The sequence below is a fragment of the Pseudonocardia sp. WMMC193 genome, from assembly GCF_021728735.1.
GTDB classification, from domain to species: Bacteria; Actinomycetota; Actinomycetes; order Mycobacteriales; family Pseudonocardiaceae; genus Pseudonocardia; species Pseudonocardia oroxyli.
Genome location: NZ_JAKKDO010000003.1, coordinates 5,068,912 through 5,084,766 on the forward strand (window position 1 = coordinate 5,068,912; position 15,855 = coordinate 5,084,766).

Here is a 15,855-nt window from a genome sequence, read left to right on the forward strand (position 1 = left end):
CGAACCCGCGCTTGTGGTTCCCCCGAAATCGTGGAGGGTTCCCTATGCCGCGTCTCGGGTGATGGCGGTGTTCTCGTAGTTGATCGGTGAGAGCCCGGCTGCGGCGCTGTGTCGTCGCCGGTGGTTGTAGAAGCCGTAGCACCAGTCGATGACCACTGCACGCGCCCTGCTGGTGGTGTCGAAGATGTTGCGGGACAGTACTTCCCACTCCAGACTGGAGAAGAACGCCTCCGCTGCGGCGTTGTCGAAGCACGACCCGACCCGGCCCATGGACTGGCGGATCTCCAGCCGCCGGCACAGCGTCGTGAACGCGGCCGCGGTGTAGGTCGACCCGCGGTCGGTGTGAAAGATCACCCCTCGGATCTGCTCCGCGCCGCCCCGGGCCGCCACCGCCATCCGGATCGCCTCACAGGCCAGCTCGGCGTTCGGGTGCAGTCCGGTGGCCGCGCCGAGCAGCCGCCGCGAGTACAGGTCGATCACGGTGGCCAGATACAACTTCCCGGCCGCGGTGGGGATCTCGGTCATGTCCCCGACCCATCTGCGGTTCGGCTCGGCCGCGGTGAAGTCCCGGCGCAGCAGGTCGGGGAACTTCGGCGCCGCCTTGTCCTGGCGGGTCAGCCCGTTACGGCGACGGATGCGGCGGGCGACCAGGCCCTGGCGGCGCATCGAGTCCGCCACGGTCTTCTCCGACACCCGCCACCCGGCCTCGCGCAGATCGGCGTGCAACCGGGGCGAGCCGTGCAACCGCTGGGCATCGTCGAACGCCGCCGCGACAGCGGCGTCCAGTTGGGTCCGGCGCCGCTCGGTCGCGGTCGTGCCACCGTTCGAGCCGTTGGCCCGGCCGAGCCACTTGTACAGCCAGGAGATCGACACCCCGAGCAGAGCGCAACAGACCGTGTGCGGCACCCGGTAGGAGGTCCTCTGGTCGGCGATGAAACGTGCCACGCTCACTTCGTCGCCTCCTTGACCCACAGGACCACGGATCGCTTGAGGACATCACGCTCCATCCGCAGCTCGGCGTTCTCCGCGCGCAGCCGCTTGAGCTCCTCGATGTCGCCGCGGGACAGGCCCTCGGTGTCCTCGCGGGCCTCGCGGGCGCGGGCCACCCAGTTGCCCAATGTGCCCTCGTTGACCCCCAGGTCGCGGGCGACCTGGGCGATCGGCTTGCCCGTCTCCTCGACGATCCGGACCGCCCCGTCACGGAACTCCCGGTCGTATCGCTTCCGTACCTCTGGCATCGCTACCCCTTATAGCTGATGCCTCCCCGATCATGGGGGAACCGCACTCGCCGGGCACCTGCACCCGACGCCGGACCAGCGGCGTCACCCCGGCCAGGACGATCTCCAACTCGAGGATCTTCGTCTTCCCAGACACACGAGGCACGGCCATCAGCCGATGCTCTCAGCCGTCGCCGACACGGACAGGATCGGGCCCACCACTTCTGAAACGACGTCTTAGACCTCGTTTCAGAAGTCGGAGTGTCGGTCCTGTGTGGATCGCCGCGGGTAGCTGATCATGTCCGGCAATGGTGAGACGATCTTGTGTCGAGCGATTGGTCGGCGACGAGCTGTGGGCACTGGTGGAGCCACTGCTGCCCAAGCAACAGCGCAAGCCCAAGCGGGGACGGACGGGGCGGCCGCGGGTGCCGGACCGGGCTGCCCTGGCCGGGATCGTGTTCGTGCTCAAGACCGGGATCAGCTGGAACGCTCTGCCCGCCGAGCTCGGCTGCGGGTCCGGGGTGACCTGCTGGCGGCGGCTACGCGAGTGGCAGGAGGCCGGGGTCTGGGCGGAGCTGCACCGGGTGATGCTCGACCGCCTCGCCCAGCAGGACCTGCTGGACTGGTCGCGCGCGGCGGTGGACAGCGTGAGCGTGCGGGCCAAACGCCGCGGCGAGCTAACGGGGCCCTCGCCGACCGACCGCGGCAAGGCGGGCAGCAAATACCACGTGCTCTGCGACCGTAGCGGGCTGCCGCTGCACGCCCTGGTGACCGGGGCGAACACCCACGACAGCCGCATGCTCGCCCCGCTGTTGGACACCAACCCCGGCGTTCGCGAGCACGCCAGACGGCCGGGGCGGCCGCGTCGGCGCCCGGACAAGCTCCACGCCGACAAGGGCTACGACTATCCGCGCTGTCGCCGCTACCTGACCCGCCGTGGGATCGGGGTGCGGATCGCGCGGCGCGGGATCGAGGACTCCACCCGGCTCGGGCGGGTCCGCTGGGTCGTCGAGCGCACCATGTCCTGGCTGCTGGACTTCCGCCGTCTCGCGCTGCGCTACGACCGCGCCGAGTCCACGATCACCGCCCTGTTGTCGCTGGCCTGTGCCCTGATCTGCCACCGCCACCTCACCAGGGCGCGGCCGAAGCCGGTATGACGGTCGGCCCCGGTGCTCGCTGCGCTGTTGTCTACGAGGTCGGGGCCAGTGGTCGCCAGGCCAGCCACTCCAGGGCCCGGTCGGCCTCGTCGGGGTCGAAGCGGTGCGCGTCGAACGGCCCTCCCGCCCACTCCAGGCGCTCGGCGTGGTCGGGATGGGCAGGGTCGGCGATCACGGTCTGGAAGTCCTCGTACCCCCAGCTCCCGCCGACGTCCTCCGGTGGACACGCCCCTTGGCCTGCGATGCAGCGCGGGTAGCGCACCCCCGGCTGCGCGGCGAGGACGTTCTCCACGGCGATCTCGTGGGTCCAGTTGTCGCCGAAGTCGTAGATGTAGCCGAACCGGTCACCGGCCTTGACCAGCCGAAACAGCCTGGCCTTGGTCTCGTCGGCGACATCCTGGGAGGGCCAGTCGGGGTCCGGGATCCCGTAGCGGCGCCCGGCGACCTCGAACTCGTGCAGATGCGAGTTCGTCCACCCCATCACCGACTGCACCACCTCGTGCAACACCGCCAGATCGATCTCGCCGGGCACCTGCACCCGACGCCGGACCAGCGGCGTCACCCCGGCCAGGACGATCTCCAACTCGAGGATCTTCGTCTTCCCAGACACACGAGGCACGGCCATCAGCCGATGCTCTCAGCCGTCGCCGACACGGACAGGATCGGGCCCACCACTTCTGAAACGACGTCTTAGAGCGGGTCTCAATGACCGTCGCACGATGGGCGGATTCAAACGGTCGTCGCAACACCCTGATCACGGAGGAGTCCAGGGATGGCGACGAAGGACTGGAGCAGGAGGACCGGCGATATGCCCGAGGGGCTTCGCCGGCAGTGGCGTGCTGATCGGGCGCTGCGGCCGCCGATGCGTTCCCCTGGGCGGCCAGAGCCGTCGCGGGTGGTGCAGCGACAGTTCTGGCGGCTGATCGCCACGGGTGTCACGACGGTGGAGGCGTCGTTGGCTGTCGGCGTGTCGTGGCCGGTCGGTGCCCGCTGGTTTCGCCACGCTGGCGGCATGCCGCCGATCTTGCTGACCGAGCCGTCGGGTCGCTGCCTGAGTTTCGACGAACGCGAGGAGATCGCGATCTTGCGCGCCAAGGGCAAGGGAGTCCGTGAGATCGGCAGGGCGATCGGGCGGGACCCCGGGACGGTCTCACGCGAACTACGCCGCAACGCCGCCACCCGTAGCGGGAAGGTGGAGTACCGCGCCGGGGTGGCGCAGTGGAAGGCCCAGCAGGCTGCGAAACGCCCGAAGACCGCGAAGCTGGTCGAGAACCCGCGGCTGCGCGAGTACGTCCAAGACCGGCTCGCGGGCAACGTCCGTAGACCTGACGGCACGATCGTCGCGGGTCCGACACCGCCGGTCTGGAAGGGGCTCAACAAGCCGCACCGGGCAGACCGTAGATGGTCGCTGGCGTGGAGCCCCGAACAGATCGCGCAGCGCCTGAAGGTGGACTTCCCCGATGATGAGTCCATGCGCATCAGCCACGAGGCGATCTACCAATCGCTGTTCATCGAGGGCCGCGGTGCGCTCAAGCGTGAGCTGGTCGCGTGCCTGCGGACAGGGCGTGCGCTGCGGGAGCCGCGGGCGCGATCCCGGAACAAGGCGCAGGGTCACGTGACCGCCGATGTCGTCCTGCGCGAGCGTCCCGCTGAAGCCGAGGATCGCGCCGTTCCCGGGCACTGGGAGGGCGACCTGATCATCGGCACCGGGAGGTCGGCGATCGGCACGCTCGTCGAGCGCAGTAGCCGCTCGACGCTGTTGGTGCACCTGCCGCGGGAGCAAGGCTGGGGCGAGAAGCCGTATGTCAAGAACGGGCCGTCGCTGGGCGGCTACGGGGCCGTCGCGATGAACGCCGCGCTGACCGCGTCGATGACGAAGCTGCCCGAACAGCTACGCAAGACGCTGACCTGGGATCGCGGCAAGGAGCTCTCGGGGCACGCGCTGTTCGCAGTCGAGACCGGGACGCGGGTCTTCTTCGCCGACCCCCACTCACCATGGCAACGCCCGACGAACGAGAACACCAACGGCCTACTGCGCCAATACTTCCCCAAAGGAACCGACCTATCGCGCTGGTCCGCCGAGGAACTCGAGGCCGTCGCTCACGCACTGAACAACCGACCCCGCAAGGTCCTCGGATGGAAGACCCCTGCCGAGGTCTTCGAAGAGCAACTACGCTCGCTCCCGCAGCCCGGTGTTGCATCGACCGGTTGAACCCGCCATGGCTTCCTCCCTCGAGGTCACCCACGCCGTCCGGGCCGAGGACCTACACCACGCCCTGGGACACAACTTCACTCTCCCGCTGCGGGCGCTGCTGCTCACCGGCGACGACGATCGCCGGCTCTCCCACGGCTCGATGACCCACCCGCGTTGGCCCCGATCACCCGCCACCGGGGCCGCGACGGCGACACCCGGAGCAGGCCGTGCGCCGGGCTGAAGCGCGCCGCCGGACGCCAGCCCCCAGGATGGGGGCGAGCGCCGCAACCGCGCCGATCCGTGATCGGTGGGAGACTCTTCGGCGGATCGATATTGATCGTTCCTCTGGTGGTGGAAGAGGTGTCAGAAGGGTTCGGGATCGACGACCCCGCGCAGTCGGGCGAGCTCGTGCCGCCGGGCGGTGGTGGTGTTGAAGGCCGCGCCAAGCTCCGGGAACTCGGCCATGTCCTCGTCGGGAAGGTCGGCGAGGGTGCCGCCGGCGGTGAGAACCTTCAGCGAGAGCCGGGCCAGCCCACCGACCGAGACCGACTGCGGCACCGCCTGCTCGACGGTTGCCGCCGCGTTGGTCAGCCCGTGTCCCCGGAGGACGACCACCGGCCGTCCGGCCATGGAGTCGACCATCTCCTCGGCGAGCGCGCGGGTGCGCACCAGCACCCGCGCGGGTGCACCGGGACCCCCCGGCCGCGAGCCGGGTGCCGGGGATGTCGAACGCCCCAACGATCGGCCGAATGTGAATCCCTGCCAGGTCTGCCGCCACAAGCTCGGGTGGGTGGGCGTGCAGAACCGCGTCGACGTCGGGCCGACGGCGCAGGACCTCGGTGTGCAGGGGCATCTCATTAGGCGGGGAGTACCCGTCGAGCTCGCCGGAGACGCCCTCGTTGCCGTCGAGGTGAACGAGCCGGATATCCCGGGCACCGTGTAGCCGAACCCGCGCTCATGCGGACCGCCCCAGCGCACCAGGAGGCGGTTCTCGTCAATCCGCAGGCTGATGTGCCCCAGGATGCCGTCGGCGAGGCCGTGGCCGGCGAAGACCCGGCAGGCCTCGGCGATGAGCTCCCGCTGGTGCTTGAGCTCGCTCATGGCGCCGCCACCGGACGGGCGTTCTGCACCTTCGCCTGCACCTCGGCGAAGGGTGCTCCGCCGCCGGCCAGGGCCCGGCGGCAGGCGATCAGCGCCTTGGGCCAGTTCACCGTCAGCGCACCGACGAAGTCGTCGCCCTCGGCATAGAGCACCGCGAACCTCTCCGGGTCGGCGCCCTCTACGCGCACGTGGGTGTCCCCACCGGTCCGCCCGACGAGCTGGATCTTCCAGTCGTACTGGTCGCTCCACACGTACTCGACGGGCGCGTGACTGCGCAGATCGTCCGGGTGCACGATGTTGTGGGCCACGCACACCGCCTGCTCAACGGCGTTGGTCCAGTGCTCGAGCCGGACGGTCCGCTCGTAGCCAGGGTGCCACCAGCGGGCCACGTCACCAACCGCCCAGACGTGCGGAGCCCCGATGGACCGGCAGTGGCTGTCGCAGAGCACGCCGTCGTCGGTGGGGATGCCGCTGCCGGCCAGCCAGTCGTCGTTAGGGACCGCCCCGATGCCCACCACCACGGTGGAGGCGGGAAGGGCGGTGCCGTCGTCGAGCACGACCTCCAGACCGTCGCCTGTCTTGCGGATGTCGGCCACGCCGACACCGAACCGGGTCGTGACCCCGCGGCCAGCGTGCAGCTTGCCGAACCCGGCGGCGACCTCCTGGCTGAGCACACGGGACAACGGCACCGGCGCCGGGTCGACGACCGTGACCTCCGTGAGCCCCATGCCGAGCGCGGTTGCGGCGACCTCGGCGCCGATGAACCCGGCCCCGATCACGACCAGGCGACCGCCCTCGCGCAGTGCGGCACCGAGCCGCTGGGCATCCTCCAGCGTGCGCACGACGTGCACGCCGGGCGGGCTGCCCCACAGCGACGGCCGTGCTCGCGCGCCGGTGGCGATCACCAGCTCGTCGTACGGGAGCTTCGTGCCGTCGGCGAGGACGACCTGCCCGTCCGCGACACCGGCCGCGGGGCTGCCGAGCACCAGCTCGATGTTCGCCTCGGCCGCCGCCTCGCGGGTCAGGAGGCCGACGCTGGCCACGGTGGCCTTGCCCGCGAGCAGCCCCTTGGACAGGGGCGGCTTGTCGTAGGGCGGCTCCGCCTCGTCCCCGACCAGGACGATCCCGCCATCGTATCCGGCGGCCCGCAGTGCTTGAGCCGTCCGCACCCCGCCGACGGACGCCCCGACGATCACGGTGCGAGTCATCACTCGTCCTCGACGACCAGCGCCGACACCGGGCAGCTGCGCGCCGCCTCCTCGACCCTCATCCGGTCCGCGTCCGCGATCGTCGTCTTGAGCAGGACCACGACCCCGTCGTCGTCGATGTCGAACACGTCCTCCGCGCCGACCATGCAGTTGGCGTACCCCTGGCACGCCTCGAGATCGGCCTTCACGACCGCCATGTCGTCTCTTCCTCTCCGAGAGAAATTCAGGCCTTGGCGCCGATGCCACCGTCGGGGTGCACAACTCCGCCGGTGACGCCTCGTGCGCGGTCCGATGCCAGGAACACGTAGCTCCACGCGTGGTCCTCACCGGACAGGGCCACCTGCAGCGGCACACGCCCGGCGAGTTCCTCCGCGCGGCCGGGGGTGTCGTTCAGCCTGCGCTCGTCCAACCCGAGGCTGCCGATGCCGCGCAGGTCGGTGTTCAATGTGCCGCCGGGCGCCACGCCGTTGACCCGGATCTCCGGCGCCAGCTCGTGCGCCATCGCTGTGACCAGCCCGCGCACCGCGAACTTGGTGGACACGTAGAGGACTCCGCCCCGGCCCGGGTAGTACGCCGAGGTCGACTCGGTGAGCAGGATCGAGCCACGGCTCTCGCGAAGCGCCGGCAGTGCCGCCTTCACCGAGTGCAGGTGACTCTTGACGTTGACCCGGAAGATCTCGTCGAACGCGTCGTCGATCCGATCCGCGTCGAGCTCGCCGACGCCGCGGTAGAAGTCGAACACACCGACGCAGTTGACCAGGACGTCGAGACCACCGAAGGCCTCTACGGCCGCCGCGACGGCCTCCTCGTTCGCCCCCCGCGTGGTCGCGTCGCCGACGACCACCGGCAGACCGGGGATCTCGGCGGCGAGCTTCTCGCACTTGGCCTCGTCCCGCTCCAGGACCGCAACCTGAGCGCCCTCGGCGCGGAACGCGTCGACCACGGCGCGGCCGATCCCGGAGCCGGCTCCGACGACCAGAGCGCGCTTGCCCTCAAGCCAACCGCTCATGTCTCCTCCTCGAACAACGGGCCGAACGGGTGGCCGATCATGGCCGAGAAGGTGTCCGCGGTCTGCCAGGTCAGGGACTCCACCTCGAGCGGACACAGGGCCACCCACTGGCCGGACTTCGGGGACTCGACCAGCAGGCGGGCGCCGTTGCGCGTCTCCACCCGCGACACCCGGATCTCGGAGAACTCATTGCCGACGGTGATGGCTTCCCCGGTCTGGTGGGCCTTCAGCTCGCGGAGCTCGGCCGCAGCAGCGGCCGCGGCGGCGGCATCCTCGGCCTCGCCCTCCCACTGCAGGCCGGGGCGCATCACAGGAAAACCGCCAGGTTCTGCGTCCGCAGCACCGAGTCGTCGACCAGGATGGTGCGACGGGCGAGCTGCCAGCCGTCCCCGACCTTGCGGAGCAGGTCCTCGCGCCCTGCGGAGATCACCGACGCCTCGCGCACGTCACCGCGGCTGCGGTAGAGCAGGATCGCGGTGTCCACGATCAGCTCGTCCGGATTCGGGGTGGCGAAGGTACGGACGTTGGTGACGTGGTGGCGAAGCCGCGAGGGCGGGTCCTCGGTCCACGCGTGCTCGGTGAGGAACCGGGCGACGCGCCGGGACAGCGAGTACTTGTTCTCGTCGAAGTGCGCCATGTGCGGTGCCGAGTCGAAGCCCGCGGTCAGAGCCGTGGTGACCCGTACCGGCATGATGTAGTGGATGTCCTCGGTGAGGATGTCCAGCCAGTCCTCGTAGTTCTGCGCGTCGAGGATGTAGGCCTCCTCCACCATCCACTGGTGTGCCTGCAGGTGGCGCGGGTCGTCGAACGGCAGGGCCCTGCCGGTTCGCTCGGTGCGCGGCGCGTGCCCCCCGAGGCGGGATTGCGCCGAGTACCGACCGCCGTTGCCGGTGGGCTTGGCGCCGACCTTCTCCTCGGCGGCCTTCGGGCCGGCGGGTGCGGTGTCGAGGCTGATGGCTCTACCTTCCTTTCGCACGGTGGTTCCCGGCAGGGAGCGCTTTCGGCGCTTGTCCCTTGAGGACTGGCATGAGACGGCGCCCCTGCCGGGCCCCGGCGAAGGTCTGATGTCCAGGAGGGTGTGGTCCCGCGAGGACTGGTTCATCAGCACGACGCAGCGCCTTCCCGGTCCGCCGAGCACAGCGAGCAGAATGTGATCGGCGGAAGGAGAGAAGCGGGTGCTGGGAATCGGCATCGACTGGGCTGAGGAGTTTCATGACGTCGCCCTCGGCACGGTGGAGAAAGGCGTGGTCGAGCAGTTCCGGATCGCGCACGGACCGGACGGTGTCGCTGCTCTGGTCGAGCGTGCGTTGCGCCTGGAGCCCGACCCGGCCGAGGTCCGGGTGGTCATCGAGACCCGCCACGGGCTGCTCGTCGAAGCCCTGCTCGACGCCGGGTTCACCGTGTTGCCGGTCAACCCGGACCTGGTGGCCCGCCGCCGCGGCCCGGCGCGGAAGAAGGACGACGCCGAGGACGCGAGGATCTGCTGTCTGCTGGCGCTCGACCGCCACGCCGTGCTCAAGACGCTGGTCCCGCACGGGCCGATCGCAGGCGAGCTGCGCGCAATCGGCCGCGACGACGAACGCGCCGCCCGTGACCAACGCCGCCTGCTCAACCGGCTCCGAGCCGACCTGCAGACCACCTACCCCGCCGCGCTGATCATTGCCGGGAAGGACCTCGGTGCTCCGACGGTGCTGCGACTGCTGGAGCGCTGGCCGACCCAGGACGAGCTCGCCGCTGCGACCCGCGACGAGCTCGAGGCGTTCGCCCGCGCCGGCCGGCACGGTTGGCCCGGCCGCTTCGCCGACCGGGTCACCGCCGCTCTGACCGTGCCGTCGCTGCCCACGCGGGACTACCTCGTGCGCGCCAAGGCCGCCGGGATCCGGCTGGCCGCGGTCCAGCTCCTCGCCCTGCACGAGGCCCGCCGCGGCTGGGAACAGCGCATGGGTGAGCTGCTCCTGGGAGGGCGGCGAACCCGGCGTGATCACACCGTGGAGGAGCCCGACCCGGGGAAGGCCTTCCCGGGCGGGGACATCTACCTGAGCTTCCCCGGCCTGGGAGACAGACTCGCAGCTCGGGTCGCCGGTGAGATCGGTGAGCACCTCGGGCAGTTCGACTCTCCGAACGGTCTGCAGTGCTATGCCGGTCGAGCCCCGGTCACCCGACGCTCGGGAAAAAGCGACTTCGTCGTCGCGAGACGCCTGGCGCACAACAGATACCTCGGTGACGCCGTGCACCAATGGGCGTTCTGCAGCCTTACTCGAAGCGGCTGGGCGCGGGAGTTCTACGACGGGAAGATCGCTGCCGGAAAGAGTCACCACAACGCGCTGCGGGCCCTGGGGAACCGCTGGCTGGAGATCCTCTGGCACTGCCTGACCCGAGGTGTCCTCTACGACGAGGCCGTCCACGTCGCCAACCGCAACCGAGCCCTCGGCCGAGCCGCCTGACCCGAAGGTTGACAGAGGGTGTCTCATGCCGACTCCTCGCTGCGCTCGTCGGCGGCCTTCGCGCTGCTGCTGCTGTGTCTGATGGTTCGCTCGCTGCGCTCGCTCACGTGCTCTGCTCCGGGCCGCCGTCGCCCTGGCCGGCCGCCATGTTGGTCATCGCGGCCATGAAGAGGGCTCCCTGCGCGTCGAACGGCAGGTGCGGCACACCGGAGCGCTCGTACGGCGGCGACGCCGCCTCGAGCTTGCGGTACGTCTCCTCCATGTCGGCCGGCAGCGCGTGGTCCAGCCACGTCGCGTAGTCGCCGAAGCCGTGGTCGTAGTTCCAGTCCGGGATGTAGTACAGCCGGCCGGTGGCTCCGCGCCCGTCCTGCGCGGAGAGGAACAGCGAGATCGGCAGGACGTGGTCCGGCACGGCCGGGCGCATGAAGTAGACGCCCCCCTGCTCGGACACGGCGCGCGCGGTGTCGTCGAACCACGACGCCCGCGTGTGGCCGGGCATGAACGCGTTCACCGCGACGCCCTGCGTCCTGACCTCCTCGGCCAAGTAGAACGTCAGGGCCGTCACCGCCGCCTTGGTGGCCTGGTAGGGCATCTCGACCGTCCACGGCCGGAGCCCGAAGTACGCGCCCCCGGTGGTGCTGGTCACCACCCCGCTGCTGACGACGTTGACGATGCTGCCGCGCCCCTGGTCGATCATCGGACGGATGAACCGCCGGATCGTCTTGACCACGCCGAAGACGTTGACCCTGAACATCGCCTCCCAGTCGCTGTCCTTGGTCTCCAGCGTCGGGACCCGGCCGAACGGGCGGAACAGCGTCTCGGAGACGAGCGCGGCGTTGTTGACGAGGACGTCGACGGTGCCGAACCGGTCGACGACCGCCGAGCAGGCCGCGTCGATCTGAGCGTCGTCGGCCACGTCCATCTCGACCGCCATCCCCCGGCCCGAGGACTCCAGCTGCTCGCGGAACTGCTCCGCGCCGTTCCAGGTCTTGTCCGCGGCGACCACCTTCGCGCCCGCGCTCGCCAGGCCCTCGATCATCGCCCGGCCGATGCCCCGAGCACCGCCGGTGACCACGACCACCCGGTCGGCGACCTGGTCGCGCCACTGCTCGACGGCGCGGCGGATCAGCTCGTCCTGCCGGGTCTTGGCCTCGTCTCCCGACACCTGCTGGGTCATGCGTGTTCCCTTCTCGAGGAGAGACCACGCGAACCCGCGGCCGCCCGGAGGGTGGCCGCGACCGCGCGCGGCCGAAGGTCAGAAGAAGATGGCGATGCCCCGCGGCAGCACCGTCGCGTCGAGGTGCACCTCGCGCCGCGCGATCTTCCAGCCGCCGTCCACGCGGCGCATCCGATCGCGCCGGCGGCCCGCCCACCAGGCCTCGTCGCGCAGTTTCCTGGCCTGGCGCACGGTGAACGCGCTCAGCACGTCGACCTCGTCGGGGGTGGGTGTCTCCTCCACCACGACGTTGCTGATGAGGTGGCAGGTCATCGACACCGGGGTCTCGACGTGCGAGAAGCCGGTGGCGTCCTTGCGGACCCGCGCCGTCAGCATCGCTTTGTCGTCCCTGATGACAGGATGTCCGGCGGGCTCCACCTCGCCCTGTGTGTACTCCCGCAGAGGGACCAGGTACTCGACGTCGTCGGTGAAGAGGTCCAGCCAGTCGTCCAGGCGGTGTTCGTCGAGGATGTGCGCCTCGCGGTACAGGAAGTCCTCGAGCTCGCGCTTGCGCTCCCAGTCGATCGCCATCGTCAGCTCCGCTCCATCAGCTCGAGCCAGAACCGGTAGAACTGGCGCTGGTTGGCCTCGCTCGGGTTGGGGCCGAGGTTCCCCGGCAGCCCCTGCGGGCCTTCGTGCTCGTGGCCGAACTGCAGGCCGTAGTGGAACGGGCGCTCCCAGTTCCGCTCGGGCCGGCCGGCCTCGACCATTCGTTCGAAGTTCTCGACGTCGTCCGGGGCGATGAGGCCCGCCATGTGCTGGCCCTGGTACACCCGCTGGACCGCCAGGTCCTTGATCACCTGAGGGGCGTCCCGCTCCACCATGGTCCACTGCCAGCACTCGTGCTCCAGGGCCCCGCGCGGGTGGAACAGCTGGAAGTGACGGCCCAGCATCGGCGAGAAGAACCCCATGAGCCCGAGATTGGGGAAGAGCAGCCCGTTCATGAAGCTGTAGGGCTTGACGTCCCGGTCCTTGACCAGCTCGAGCAGCTTCCGCTGCCGGTGCTCCACCCACTCGACCGCCTCCGGGCCGAGTTCCTTGGCCTCGGCGAGGTCGCGGTTGTACATCGAATCGTTGTCGGCGAGGACCATGCCCATGCCGAACGGGCAGCCCTGGCCGTAGCCGCCGCTGCCCTCGTACATCGGCGGTTCCGCGTAACCGGGGTAGGTGATGATCGGGATCGTCACCCCCTCCGCCATGAGCTCCTGCTGGATCCCCAGCCACGACACGTGCGTCGCGGAGTAGACGTGGTAGTCGTCGCCGATGAAGTTCTCCGAGACGAGCTTCCAGTTCCCCGGCGACCGGTACCGGTGCCATCCGGGCAATGTCTCCAGGCCACCGAGGGGCCCGGCGAGGACGAAGTTCTCCAGCCACCAGCGCACGTCCTCGCCGAGCCACTCCTCCAGCGCGGGAGCCGCCGGGTCCAACGAGGCGAGGAGGAGACCCTTGAAGTTCGCGACGTTCGCGACCTCCTCCAGTCCCCACGCCGCCTTGTCCAGCTCTCCCCGGTAGAGCATCTGCTCCATCGGCGCGCCGGTCAGCGTCCCGTCCAGGCCGTAGCTCCACCCGTGGTACGAGCACGTGAAGCCCTTCACGTTGCCGCGGTCGAAGAGGCAGACCTGGTTGCCGCGGTGCGCACAGCGGTTGACCAAGACACGGATCTGTCCGCCAGCGTCGCGGACGACGATGACAGGCACCTCGCCCATGTAGTTCGTGACGTAGTCCCCAGGCTTGCGGACCATGTCCTCGTGACCCACGACGAGCCAGGAGTGGTTGAAGACGCGGTCTGCTTCGATGCGGTACAGGTCCTCATCGAAGTGAACTGCGGGCGCGACGAGGCCGTTCTGCCAGTCAACGATCTTCCTGAGCTCGCTTACGCTCGTCATGACGCTTGCCCTCCTGTTGCGGATGCGGGTGTGCCCCTCCCCGAATTCAGTTGTGGGACCTCTGCCGCCGGGTGTGGTTGGACCTGCCGACGTTCCACATCAGACGCCTCTCGCCACCGGGATCCGCAGAGATATGAGGTTCGGGCCAGGCGTCGACGGCGCCGCGGCCCTTCCTCATCACGAAACAGCACGTATCTGCGTGCCAGAAAGCGTGTCTATAACGATCAGCAATGTCAAAAGGTTCGAGCACCTCTCCGAAGCGCACCCCTCCTCGTTGCTGGCCGCGAGCAGTCGTCCGCATCCATCCGGTGACAACCACGGACGGGGCCGCTCGGGGAGAGCGGTCTCGGTGAGTCCGCAGGACCGTCGAGTCCCGCCGGGTGACCCGGACGGGAGGAAGGTGATCGAGATGGCGGCTCGCAGGCGTCCAGGGTGTCTGAGGTCAGCGCGGCCCTCGGCGTCGCGGTCTCCACCGCGCACCGGCTGCTCGCGATTGCTGCAGTACTACGGGTTCGTCCGGCAGAACCCGGAGTCCAAGGCCTACGTCCCCGGCCCAGTGCTGATCCGGATCGGTGTCGCGAGCCTGCAGGGCATGGACCTGCGTAAACAGGTACGGCCGTTCCTCGAGCAGCTCAGCCGCGACGCCGACGAGACGGTGCATCTCGTCGTCCGCGAAGGGCAGCAGGTGCTCTTCCTGGACGGGTCGAGAGCAGAAGGTGGTCCGGGTCGTGTCTCGTACCGGTGCCTCCATGTGGGCTCACTGCACGTCGGCCGGTAAGGCGCTGCTCGCCGAGTTGAACGACGACGCGCTCCTCGCGCTCTACCCCGACACGGAGCTGTCGACCCTGACGTCGCAGTCGATCGGTACCCGATCCGCCCTGTTCGCAGAGCTGGAGAGCGTTCGCCGGCACGGATTCGCGCACAACTCCGAGGAGAGCGAGGTCGGCGCCGGGTCCATCGGGGTGGCGATCAGAACCGGCACGGCGACGTCGTGGCCGCAGTGAGCGTCGCCGCACCGGTGTCCCGACTGTCCGGCCACAGGTTCCTCGACGAGCTGGCCTCTCGAGCCAAGCTGACCATCGAGGAGGTCAGCCGGGACCTGATGCCGTAGCGGGCACGCCGCGTCCAGCCGTGGCCCCGGGACCTTGCCGGCCGAAGAAAGACATTCTTCGGCCTCCAGATCGGCAGGTCGTCTGCCTCGAGGAGGGAACAGTTGTCGATGGACGCGAGGTTCTCCGTGGCCCGCAGGTCGCGGGCGGACGAGCTGCTCGAGCACATGCGGGCGGACATCGAGAACGGCCTGGTGCCCGCCGAGGTGTTCAACGATCCGTCGATCCACCAAATCAAGCTCCGGCAGGTCCTCGGTCGTTGCTGTGTCTATATCAGACACCAGACGGAGATCCCGAACCCTGGCGACTACCATGTCCGCGGGATCGATTAGGCCCCTTCATCTCCGTCCGCGACGAGGCCGGGCAAGCGCGCGTCCTGCTCAACAGCGGTCAAGCCCGTTGGCGTGGTGTGACGGCTGCCGCGTGATCTCTTGGTTCTGTCAGGCGCTGAGCGCTGGGATGGTGTCGGTGGAGGTCACCTCCTCATTGCCGGAGTCGGCGGTCGGACCGGTGTCGAGGACCGCGCTGATGCGGGCTCGGGCGAGGTCTCGATGACGGATTCGCCAACCTCGATCCGGCCGCCGGGCAGCTCCCGGTTGCCATCGTCGATCCGACAGACCAGGAGGAGCTGCGCGGCGCTGTTCCGGACCGCCGCCAAGGCGGCGGGCAGCACGTCGTGTGCTCTGGGCGCGTGCCCATCGTGATCTGCTGATGCAACTGACGCCGGGGGTGGCCCGGGAGGCCGAAAATTTTCATACTGCGTAGGTCTGAGGCTCGACTTTACGAGGCGTCGAGGAATGGCGAGCCGAGTACGCCTCGTATGACAGTTCAGTTCGCCACGACGGCCAGCCTCCCGTCCCCGCCGGAATCAAACGCGGTTTCGGTGCCACGGACATTCGGACGGTGCCTCCGCGGACCGCGATATCAGACAGGCCGGCGCGAATGCGCCGCGCGGCGCGATACTGGATCTCATGGCGTGGCAGCCCGTGCATCCAGAGTGGTCTGTTCGCGGGCGACGTGAGTTCGATGACCTGCATTGGATCGCCTACGCCGTGGACCGGGAGGAGCAGTCTGCCTTCGCGGCGGGTGTGGCGGCTGCCTGGGTTGGGTTCGTGACGGGCGGGTTGCTCCTGTCACGGAGCGGGATGAGTCGCCGGTGACGCGTGAGCTGGCTACGGCGGAGATGTGGGCGTGCGCGGCGGCCGCGACTCCCGGAGTTCCTCCGCCGCCGTTGGAGGAGATCTGCGCCGAGCTCGGGGTGCGGAACTGGCCTGTGTTGCCTGCGGGGGTGGGCTGGGCTGAGGGCGGCGAGGT

Annotated in this window: 19 protein-coding genes; 7 read left to right on the forward strand and 12 right to left on the reverse strand. The window is 69.5% G+C overall.

The genetic code is table 11. The annotated features are described in order from the left end of the window. Positions 1 to 42 precede the first annotated feature (42 nt). Together L3X23_RS26105 and L3X23_RS26110 are read right to left on the reverse strand one after the other, a co-directional pair. Positions 43 to 951, reverse strand: a complete 909-nt coding sequence (locus L3X23_RS26105; RefSeq protein WP_237190472.1) for an IS3 family transposase — start codon at positions 949 to 951, stop codon at positions 43 to 45. Further along, positions 948 to 1,238, reverse strand: a complete 291-nt coding sequence (locus L3X23_RS26110) for a transposase (RefSeq protein WP_237190473.1) — start codon at positions 1,236 to 1,238, stop codon at positions 948 to 950. Before L3X23_RS26110 ends, L3X23_RS26105 begins: the two co-directional genes overlap by 4 nt. Before the next feature lie 287 nt (positions 1,239 to 1,525). Here L3X23_RS26110 and L3X23_RS26115 point away from each other — a divergent pair, with 287 nt between their 5' ends. Next, a complete protein-coding gene (locus L3X23_RS26115; RefSeq protein ID WP_237190202.1) occupies positions 1,526 to 2,374 on the forward strand; it encodes an IS5 family transposase in 849 nt (282 codons plus the stop codon). Between the two features lie 31 nt (positions 2,375 to 2,405). On the opposite strand, the gene L3X23_RS26120 is transcribed toward L3X23_RS26115, so the two are convergent. Further along, on the reverse strand, positions 2,406 to 2,999 hold the full coding sequence (locus tag L3X23_RS26120) for a plasmid pRiA4b ORF-3 family protein (RefSeq protein WP_237190201.1): 594 nt from the start codon (positions 2,997 to 2,999) through the stop codon (positions 2,406 to 2,408). A 183-nt stretch (positions 3,000 to 3,182) separates the two neighbouring features. On the opposite strand from L3X23_RS26120, the gene L3X23_RS26125 reads away from it, so the two are divergent. Beyond that, positions 3,183 to 4,586 (forward strand): IS30 family transposase, encoded by a 1,404-nt coding sequence (locus L3X23_RS26125; RefSeq protein ID WP_237190097.1) that lies wholly within the window; start codon positions 3,183 to 3,185, stop codon positions 4,584 to 4,586. Between the two features lie 7 nt (positions 4,587 to 4,593). Continuing rightward, complete coding sequence (locus L3X23_RS26130; RefSeq protein ID WP_237195366.1) at positions 4,594 to 4,809, forward strand: hypothetical protein; 216 nt, start codon at positions 4,594 to 4,596, stop codon at positions 4,807 to 4,809. On the opposite strand, the gene L3X23_RS26135 is transcribed toward L3X23_RS26130, so the two are convergent. From L3X23_RS26135 to L3X23_RS26160, 6 genes are all read right to left on the reverse strand, one after another. Beyond that, positions 4,753 to 5,493, reverse strand: a complete 741-nt coding sequence (locus L3X23_RS26135; RefSeq protein ID WP_374205008.1) for a class II aldolase/adducin family protein — start codon at positions 5,491 to 5,493, stop codon at positions 4,753 to 4,755. The genes L3X23_RS26130 and L3X23_RS26135 overlap by 57 nt on opposite strands. 172 nt (positions 5,494 to 5,665) lie before the next feature. Further along, positions 5,666 to 6,877, reverse strand: a complete 1,212-nt coding sequence (locus L3X23_RS26140) for an NAD(P)/FAD-dependent oxidoreductase (protein ID WP_237195368.1) — start codon at positions 6,875 to 6,877, stop codon at positions 5,666 to 5,668. Continuing rightward, a complete protein-coding gene (locus L3X23_RS26145; RefSeq protein WP_237195369.1) occupies positions 6,877 to 7,074 on the reverse strand; it encodes a ferredoxin in 198 nt (65 codons plus the stop codon). The genes L3X23_RS26140 and L3X23_RS26145 overlap by 1 nt, the downstream gene beginning before the upstream one ends. A gap of 26 nt (positions 7,075 to 7,100) precedes the next feature. Beyond that, positions 7,101 to 7,886: a 3-(cis-5,6-dihydroxycyclohexa-1,3-dien-1-yl)propanoate dehydrogenase gene (gene hcaB, locus L3X23_RS26150; RefSeq protein ID WP_237195371.1), complete on the reverse strand. Its 786-nt coding sequence runs from the start codon at positions 7,884 to 7,886 to the stop codon at positions 7,101 to 7,103. Then, complete coding sequence (locus L3X23_RS26155) at positions 7,883 to 8,194, reverse strand: hypothetical protein (RefSeq protein ID WP_237195373.1); 312 nt, start codon at positions 8,192 to 8,194, stop codon at positions 7,883 to 7,885. The genes hcaB and L3X23_RS26155 overlap by 4 nt, the downstream gene beginning before the upstream one ends. Next, the gene (locus L3X23_RS26160) at positions 8,194 to 8,862 is read right to left on the reverse strand and encodes a 3-phenylpropionate/cinnamic acid dioxygenase subunit beta (protein ID WP_237195376.1); all 669 of its coding nucleotides are present in this window, start codon (positions 8,860 to 8,862) and stop codon (positions 8,194 to 8,196) included. The genes L3X23_RS26155 and L3X23_RS26160 overlap by 1 nt, the downstream gene beginning before the upstream one ends. Before the next feature lie 199 nt (positions 8,863 to 9,061). Here L3X23_RS26160 and L3X23_RS26165 point away from each other — a divergent pair, with 199 nt between their 5' ends. Further along, the gene (locus tag L3X23_RS26165) at positions 9,062 to 10,330 is read left to right on the forward strand and encodes a transposase (RefSeq protein WP_237190731.1); all 1,269 of its coding nucleotides are present in this window, start codon (positions 9,062 to 9,064) and stop codon (positions 10,328 to 10,330) included. Between the two features lie 103 nt (positions 10,331 to 10,433). On the opposite strand, the gene L3X23_RS26170 is transcribed toward L3X23_RS26165, so the two are convergent. The 3 genes from L3X23_RS26170 to L3X23_RS26180 all read right to left on the reverse strand — a co-directional run bounded on the left by L3X23_RS26170 (position 10,434) and on the right by L3X23_RS26180 (position 13,432). Then, positions 10,434 to 11,507 (reverse strand): SDR family NAD(P)-dependent oxidoreductase, encoded by a 1,074-nt coding sequence (locus L3X23_RS26170; protein ID WP_237195377.1) that lies wholly within the window; start codon positions 11,505 to 11,507, stop codon positions 10,434 to 10,436. Positions 11,508 to 11,585: 78 nt separating this feature from the next. Further along, a complete protein-coding gene (locus L3X23_RS26175) occupies positions 11,586 to 12,077 on the reverse strand; it encodes an aromatic-ring-hydroxylating dioxygenase subunit beta (RefSeq protein WP_237195378.1) in 492 nt (163 codons plus the stop codon). Positions 12,078 to 12,079: 2 nt separating this feature from the next. After that, on the reverse strand, positions 12,080 to 13,432 hold the full coding sequence (locus tag L3X23_RS26180) for a Rieske 2Fe-2S domain-containing protein (protein WP_237195380.1): 1,353 nt from the start codon (positions 13,430 to 13,432) through the stop codon (positions 12,080 to 12,082). Positions 13,433 to 13,925: 493 nt separating this feature from the next. Between L3X23_RS26180 and L3X23_RS26185 the strand changes: the two genes are divergently transcribed. The 3 genes from L3X23_RS26185 (at position 13,926) to L3X23_RS26195 (ending at position 14,873) form a co-directional block, all read left to right on the forward strand. Then, positions 13,926 to 14,210: a hypothetical protein gene (locus tag L3X23_RS26185; protein ID WP_237195382.1), complete on the forward strand. Its 285-nt coding sequence runs from the start codon at positions 13,926 to 13,928 to the stop codon at positions 14,208 to 14,210. Further along, complete coding sequence (locus L3X23_RS26190) at positions 14,182 to 14,436, forward strand: IclR family transcriptional regulator C-terminal domain-containing protein (protein WP_237198128.1); 255 nt, start codon at positions 14,182 to 14,184, stop codon at positions 14,434 to 14,436. The genes L3X23_RS26185 and L3X23_RS26190 overlap by 29 nt, the downstream gene beginning before the upstream one ends. Positions 14,437 to 14,651: 215 nt before the next feature. Further along, a complete protein-coding gene (locus L3X23_RS26195; RefSeq protein ID WP_237195383.1) occupies positions 14,652 to 14,873 on the forward strand; it encodes a hypothetical protein in 222 nt (73 codons plus the stop codon). Positions 14,874 to 15,855 lie beyond the last annotated feature (982 nt).

Bases quoted from the DNA above. Each gene is read 5' to 3' on its own strand.
- L3X23_RS26110 (WP_237190473.1), bottom strand. From the start codon at position 1,238: ATGCCAGAGGTACGGAAGCGATACGACCGGGAGTTCCGTGACGGGGCG.
- L3X23_RS26170 (WP_237195377.1), bottom strand. From the start codon at position 11,507: ATGACCCAGCAGGTGTCGGGAGACGAGGCCAAGACCCGGCAGGACGAG.
- L3X23_RS26145 (WP_237195369.1), bottom strand. From the start codon at position 7,074: ATGGCGGTCGTGAAGGCCGATCTCGAGGCGTGCCAGGGGTACGCCAAC.
- L3X23_RS26175 (WP_237195378.1), bottom strand. From the start codon at position 12,077: ATGGCGATCGACTGGGAGCGCAAGCGCGAGCTCGAGGACTTCCTGTAC.
- L3X23_RS26140 (WP_237195368.1), bottom strand. From the start codon at position 6,877: ATGACTCGCACCGTGATCGTCGGGGCGTCCGTCGGCGGGGTGCGGACG.
- hcaB (WP_237195371.1), bottom strand. From the start codon at position 7,886: ATGAGCGGTTGGCTTGAGGGCAAGCGCGCTCTGGTCGTCGGAGCCGGC.
- L3X23_RS26190 (WP_237198128.1), top strand. From the start codon at position 14,182: ATGTGGGCTCACTGCACGTCGGCCGGTAAGGCGCTGCTCGCCGAGTTG.
- L3X23_RS26195 (WP_237195383.1), top strand. From the start codon at position 14,652: ATGGACGCGAGGTTCTCCGTGGCCCGCAGGTCGCGGGCGGACGAGCTG.
- L3X23_RS26180 (WP_237195380.1), bottom strand. From the start codon at position 13,432: ATGACGAGCGTAAGCGAGCTCAGGAAGATCGTTGACTGGCAGAACGGC.
- L3X23_RS26120 (WP_237190201.1), bottom strand. From the start codon at position 2,999: ATGGCCGTGCCTCGTGTGTCTGGGAAGACGAAGATCCTCGAGTTGGAG.
- L3X23_RS26155 (WP_237195373.1), bottom strand. From the start codon at position 8,194: ATGCGCCCCGGCCTGCAGTGGGAGGGCGAGGCCGAGGATGCCGCCGCC.
- L3X23_RS26130 (WP_237195366.1), top strand. From the start codon at position 4,594: ATGGCTTCCTCCCTCGAGGTCACCCACGCCGTCCGGGCCGAGGACCTA.
- L3X23_RS26115 (WP_237190202.1), top strand. From the start codon at position 1,526: ATGGTGAGACGATCTTGTGTCGAGCGATTGGTCGGCGACGAGCTGTGG.
- L3X23_RS26125 (WP_237190097.1), top strand. From the start codon at position 3,183: ATGCCCGAGGGGCTTCGCCGGCAGTGGCGTGCTGATCGGGCGCTGCGG.